This window comes from Spirosoma endbachense (genome assembly GCF_010233585.1).
In the GTDB taxonomy this organism is placed as follows: domain Bacteria; phylum Bacteroidota; class Bacteroidia; order Cytophagales; family Spirosomataceae; genus Spirosoma; species Spirosoma endbachense.
This window is the reverse complement of sequence record NZ_CP045997.1, coordinates 10,324,671-10,325,785: the sequence shown is the minus strand read 5'-3', so window position 1 is coordinate 10,325,785 and position 1,115 is coordinate 10,324,671. Positions and strand designations below refer to the sequence as shown.

Genomic DNA, 1,115 nt, shown 5'->3' with positions numbered 1-1,115 from the left:
TTTTGGATGGCTGGTTTAATTTTGAGTATGCAGACAACCCTCGACCTCTATACTGACTACTTACTTAGTAGTTTTGGCCAGACTACCGCGACTGGCTTGTCACGGCTGACCGATGGAGCCGTAGGCCACGATGCGGGGACCGATCTGCTCAACCGACTTCAGGGTGATAACCGCACCTTGTGGCAACATGTCAAACCACTAATTCGCCAAATTCAGGAGCCTGACGGTGTTCTACTTACCGATGATAGTATCGCCCACAAGCCCCACAGCGATGAAAACGGGTTGGTCACCACCCATTACGACCATACCTGTAGTGAGTATGTGCGGGGCATTAATTTTGTCAGTTTAGTCTATCAAACCACCAAAGGCCAATGTCCGCTGAGTTTCGAGCCAGTTATCAAAGTCCAGCAGTGCGAGTTGAAGACGCACAAGGTTGTCTGGCGCTCAGAACGAACTAAGCACCAGATGTTTCAGGATATGGTACGACAGGCCCACCAGAACGCTGTCCCATTCCGCTATGTATTGGCCGACTCCTGGTACACTAATGCGGATAATATCAACTTAGTCTTAGGCTTGAAGCACCACTACCTGGGTGCAGTCAAGTCCAATCTGGAAATAGCCCTCTCCAAACATGACCGGGCGAATGGTAAATTTGTCAAAATCAGCACACTACAGCTTCAACCAGGCACCGTATTGACCGTCTTCATTCGCTCGGTGCAAGCACCCGTCGCGATTTGTGGCGACATTCTTCCCAACAAGGATGGGTCGGTCGGTGAACTACTATTGCTCACTACTGATGTGACAATGACTTACCAACAACTTCTGACAACCTACCAAAAACGGTGGGGTATCGAGGAGTATCATAAATCGCTCAAGCAAAATGCCTCGTTGGAGAAGTCTCCCACCCGCACCCACCGCACTCAGGCGAATCATCTGTTTGCCAGTATTTGCGCCTATGTTAAGTTAGAGCGTTTGCGGCTAATGGCCCATACCAATCATTTTGCCTTGAAAGGGCGGTTATACCTCAAAGCCCTGCAAGCGGCTTTTGCGGAACTGGCCGTCCTCAAAAATCAACTCAGCCAACATCCACAAATGGAGTTGGCGTAACATCAGTT

1 protein-coding gene is annotated in these 1,115 nt (G+C 49.6%); it reads left to right on the top strand.

Features of this window, described 5'->3' with window-relative positions:
* Positions 1–27 precede the first annotated feature (27 nt).
* Positions 28–1,107, top strand: coding sequence for an IS701 family transposase (locus tag GJR95_RS41655; RefSeq protein WP_162391499.1), 1,080 nt, complete (start codon positions 28–30; stop codon positions 1,105–1,107).
* Positions 1,108–1,115 lie beyond the last annotated feature (8 nt).